Origin of the sequence: Herpetosiphon llansteffanensis (assembly GCF_003205875.1) — a bacterium.
GTDB classification, from domain to species: domain Bacteria; phylum Chloroflexota; class Chloroflexia; order Chloroflexales; family Herpetosiphonaceae; genus Herpetosiphon; species Herpetosiphon llansteffanensis.
In genome coordinates this window covers 1-4668 of sequence record NZ_PUBZ01000013.1, presented here as the reverse complement: position 1 = coordinate 4668, position 4668 = coordinate 1, and the positions used below count along the sequence as shown (strand labels likewise).

General features: G+C 49.4%; 3 protein-coding genes and 1 rRNA gene. 1 reads left to right on the top strand and 3 read right to left on the bottom strand.

Annotation, left to right across the window (positions count from 1 at the left end; genetic code table 11):
- Positions 1 to 27: 27 nt before the first annotated feature.
- From C5S61_RS01085 to C5S61_RS01075, 3 genes are read right to left on the bottom strand one after another with little or no spacing between them, the layout of a single operon-like run.
- A complete protein-coding gene (locus C5S61_RS01085; protein ID WP_110513288.1) occupies positions 28 to 1140 on the bottom strand; it encodes a glycosyltransferase family 4 protein in 1113 nt (370 codons plus the stop codon).
- A complete protein-coding gene (locus tag C5S61_RS01080) occupies positions 1140 to 1979 on the bottom strand; it encodes a class I SAM-dependent methyltransferase (RefSeq protein WP_110513287.1) in 840 nt (279 codons plus the stop codon). Before C5S61_RS01080 ends, C5S61_RS01085 begins: the two co-directional genes overlap by 1 nt.
- Entirely contained in the window at positions 1973 to 4009 is a 2037-nt protein-coding gene (locus tag C5S61_RS01075) for a putative glycosyltransferase family protein (protein WP_110513286.1), read from the bottom strand. Before C5S61_RS01075 ends, C5S61_RS01080 begins: the two co-directional genes overlap by 7 nt.
- 591 nt (positions 4010 to 4600) lie before the next feature.
- Between C5S61_RS01075 and C5S61_RS01070 the strand changes: the two genes are divergently transcribed.
- A 16S ribosomal RNA gene (locus tag C5S61_RS01070) occupies positions 4601 to 4668 on the top strand; the annotation flags it as partial.

The window sequence follows — 4668 nt, the reverse complement described above, 5'->3', positions numbered from 1 at the left end:
AGGTCCCCAACCCCTATGTTCTATGCTCTATGCTCTATGTTCTATGTTCTTATACACTTCCTCAACCCGCTCGGCGACTGCCGACCACGGAAACAAGTGCTGCACTCGTTGGCGGCCAGCCTGCGCTAGTTGCTCACGATAAGCCTTATCCTGACAAAGTTGAGTTATTACCCGCGCCAAATCAACAGGATCTTGGGCCTTAAACCGCTCGCCAGTGCTGCCAGCTTGCACCACATCATCGTAGCCGCGCCACGACGAAGCCACAACCGCGCGCCCACAGGCTTGCGCTTCGGCCAACGCCATGCCAAAGGTTTCCGATGTATAACTTGTGCCAAGCACCAAATCGGCGCAGGCCAAGTAGCGGGGCAATTCGCTATGGGCAATTGTGCCAAGCAAGTGTATACGATCAGCAATGCCCAATTTTTGCGCATAATCAGCCAGTGCTTGGCGGGTTTCGCCATCGCCCAAAAATGCCAAATGATACTGCTCGTCGAGCAAACTCAAGGCAGTAATTGCATCGCGCTGGCCCTTCCACGGCATCATGCGCCCAGGATGAATCAGCAACCATTTGGCATCACCAGCGATTGCGTGACGCAAACGAGGATCTGGCGCTAATGGCCGAAAATGTTCAAGATCCACGCCGTTGTACACCACGCTTGCTGTACGCCCATAATGTTGCTGCAAGGTTTGGGCATTGTAGCTTGAGCACGAAAGCAGCGCGGCGGCTGAATGCATCAGCTGCACATCGCCGCGAAAAAAATCTTCGCCATGGCCATGATAAACCGTTGGAATGCCATGGCGTTTGAGCAACGGCGCAACCACCAAATCATAGGGCTTGTGAATATGCACCAAATTGGCGGTTTTTAAAATGGGCCAAGCTCGCGGCAACAGCGACAAGCGTTCGGCCAATTTGCGCCACGCATAGGCCCGCCGCAACGGCCCCCACGCCAACCGTTCGCGGGCAATAAACGGAAATGTTAGCACCCGCAAACCAGGCATTGGCCGTTGAATCGAGCCATTGCCACCAACAATCGTCACCCGATGACCAAGCCGAATTTGCTGCTGCGCCAACTCCCAGACAAAACTCTCAACCCCGCCAACTTTGCTGGTCGTGGTCAGATTGTAGTGAATAATATGCATTACCACAGCACCAATTCGTAGGTTCCCTTGACCAAATCGCGGTACAGATAATAGGCAGGGAGGCCTAATTTAAGCCGATACGCCAGATCTCGCAGTTTGCCTTTGAGTCCTTTGGCGCGACGTTTGCTGCCATGCTGAATGTCCAGCGCTTCCATATCGGCAACTTTAAAGCCGTGTTGTTGGGCCAAATCACGAAATTGGTTCATCGTGTAGTAGTGCATTTCGCTTAGGCGCTGGCGATCTTGCAAGCCCATCGCTTGTTTGGTTTTGAGTCGATTCGCTACCAAGCGATCAGCCATGGTGCGCGGCAGCCAATTGATGCCACGAATATGATAGTGCGGATCGCGCCATGCCCAGCGATTGATAATCGTGAGCAACACTCGCCCACCAGGCCGAATCACCCGCCGCAATTCAGCCAACATCGCCGCCGGATCTTGCACATGCTCAACAATATCCCAGCAAATTGCCAAATCAAAGCTATTATCTGCAAATGGCACGGCCTCGCCAACCGCATTCAAAATTGGCAAATTGAGATCGTAACGCTCTGCGCGGAGTTTGCTGATCTGGCAATAATCACGATTGAACTCTGTTGCGACTGGCTGCGCACCAGCTTGGGCCAACGCCACCAACGTACCACCCATGCCACAGCTAATTTCCAGAATGCGGCTGTTGGCAAGCTCGCCGCCAAACCGCTCAATCAATGCTAAGCGTTCAGCTTGATAGCGCTCTTGCCAGATGCGTTTTTCGCGCCACGAGGCATAATCTGGCCGCCAATTCATTGGCTCAACCCAATGGTCAATTTGCTCGATCAAACGAGCTTCATTCGTATCGACTACCATATTTGTTTCACCGATGCAATCCGCCGTGTCCATAATTCAATCGACATAGCAAACAAACCAAGATAGGCTAAGCCAAAGATAATGCTGCTCCAGCGCCAACGTTTCAGCGCCAAATCCATCAACATTGCCATCAAAATCGCCCAAACTGGAATCAAGAAAATAATGTGTTTATCAACCATCGGCACGGTGCGGTCGATCACCGTAAACAGCAACGAGACAGTTACCATCGCACACATCCAAATCGAACCCATCCACAAGCGGCTTTCTGGATAGCGAGTGCGCAAACGGGCAATCACCCACAAAGCAAATGGCAGCAAGAGGAATGGCACTGTCAAGCCGTGATTCCATAAACGGGTACGATAGGCGAGGAAGTTATCGTAGGCCGTTGGCTGATATTGGATTGCACCAACCGCCGCTTGGCCTTCAGTAAAGGTGGTAGTGAAATAGGGAATCGTTTTTTCGATGATGCCTGGAATATATAACCCGTAATAAACCACAGTTGAGCCGAGCACCCCAATAAGCATTGCCGTAATAACATGACGTGCTTGGCGGCGTTCGCTGCGTTTGGTGATGGCGATATAGCTCATCCAAATACACAATAATAAACCTAAGAATACCGCCATCACCGTGTACATCAAAAATGCCACGGTCAATAATGCGGCAAAACTCCACCAAACTTTGCGCCGATCAAACTTGCCCCAAGCGCCAATCCCAAAGGCAATGCTCATAAATGTCCACCACATACCAAAGGTGGTTGGCACATTGCCCCATGAGTGCAGCAAATAGGTCAATGGCACAACATTATAGAATGCTGCTGCCAAAAGCCCAACTCGTAGCGGAAAACTAAACGAACGCGCATAAAAATAGATCAAAAAGATATAGCTTGAATCGATAATTGAGCTAAATATCTTGGCAGTTGTCTCCATTTGAAAGGGCAGCAAGGCAAACGAGGTGGCAAAAATATGGAAAAACGGCGAATACGGAATAATTGGCCGATCCTTGCCAAATTCCTTTTCGGGCATGACTGATTCATTGAACGCGCCTGGTTGGTACATTTCACCCAAACGCCCATCCAAAATCCAGCGTACCCGCTCCATATGCCAGTGAATATCGATGGCGATCATATAAGGATAAACTTGGCCAGCTGCTTTGACCCAAAAGCCAAATAAAAACAAGCCAAGCAAGATCGTTAATGTCTGTGGCTCTAATACGATGCCGCCCTTATACATTAACAAAGGCACCACATCGCGTAGCACTGCAATTAATGCAACGCTTAGCACCGCTAGAACTGCCAAGTTAGGCAGCCAGAACGTATGTGGCACGCGCGCCAGCATCACCGGTAAGGCCAAACCAACCCCAATTGCCGCACTGAGGCCAACCGCCCAAGGCCAATTAATACCAATAATTAGCATACTTAATGCAAGGCCAAGCAAAATAATGCTTAGCAAGACCACTGCTCCGAGCGGTGGCAACCATGGCCGACTTTCGGTTGAAGCAAGATCAACATTAAATACCGCCACCCCGAGGGTTCGGGCGCTAGCAGTTTGTTCCTGATATAAATTTGATCGCAAGCCAAGCGCTACATTACCGCTGCTCGTTGCGTTTGCTGGAATCAAGGCATGAATAATCCGCGTTTCATTCGTATCTGGTAGGGCGATGGTTGCATTTGAGCCAAAATCAAGCACCGCATTAACAGGGCTTGCATCAGGATGTTGAGTTAACAAATCGATTTTGGTTGTCCAACTGCCACGGCCAGCTAATGGGACGGCAATCGTTGCATCGCCGGTTGTCCAGCGAAACGAGCGATTATTGCCTTGACTTACTTCACCAGGCGAGAAATTACCTTGCAGAAACGGCGGATCATAATAATCGCCAAGCGTAATTGTGGTGCGAGCCTGCCACTGATAAGTAATTGTTAATATCAATAAAGCCCAAAGCACCAGCCCGCCGATAGCAGTCAGCCACGTGCGCCATGGATAATCAAATAGTGATGAGCGATTTTGAAAAAACCTTGAACCAGCCAATTGCATATATCGTTACTCTATTGCTAAAAAGATACGTAATGTCAGATTTTGCCTGAACAATTATAGGCGATCACCCTACCTTTGCAACCAATTTGACAAGCAAGCCTATTTGCGGTAGACTTCGCGAGCTGTCAACGAATGACTCAAATACAGTCACGACGCGATAAACCGAATGAAATCAACCACAAGCAAGGGTTTGACAAGAACGATTGAGTGTGGTAGACTTCACGGGCTGTCAACGAATGACTCAAATACAGTCACGACGCGATAAACCGAATGAAATCAACCACAAGCAAGGGTTTGACAAGAACGATTGAATGTGGTAGACTTCACGGGCTATCAATTGATAGCAACGATGTGAGATAAACATCAAACAATTGGCAACAAGTTTCCGTTTGGTTCGTAAAATAAACCTGCGGATTTTTTATCGCCAAACTGCACCTTTCCAACTGATGGGTGCTGCGTCCGCAGCACATTCCATGCATCAATATTTTCTTTTTTGTCACCGTCAATGCGTTGGTTGTTGATCTACCAACACAACAGAGTGACCGTGCTTCCGCTCTCAAAATCAGAAGCACACGCAATCGCTTCGGCGATTTGTCGGCGAGTTTGATCCTGGCTCAGGACGAACGCTGGCGGCGTGCCTAATGCATGCAAGTCGAACG

Bases quoted from the DNA above. Each gene is read 5' to 3' on its own strand.
- C5S61_RS01085 (WP_110513288.1), bottom strand. From the start codon at position 1,140: ATGCATATTATTCACTACAATCTGACCACGACCAGCAAAGTTGGCGGG.
- C5S61_RS01075 (WP_110513286.1), bottom strand. From the start codon at position 4,009: ATGCAATTGGCTGGTTCAAGGTTTTTTCAAAATCGCTCATCACTATTT.
- C5S61_RS01080 (WP_110513287.1), bottom strand. From the start codon at position 1,979: ATGGTAGTCGATACGAATGAAGCTCGTTTGATCGAGCAAATTGACCAT.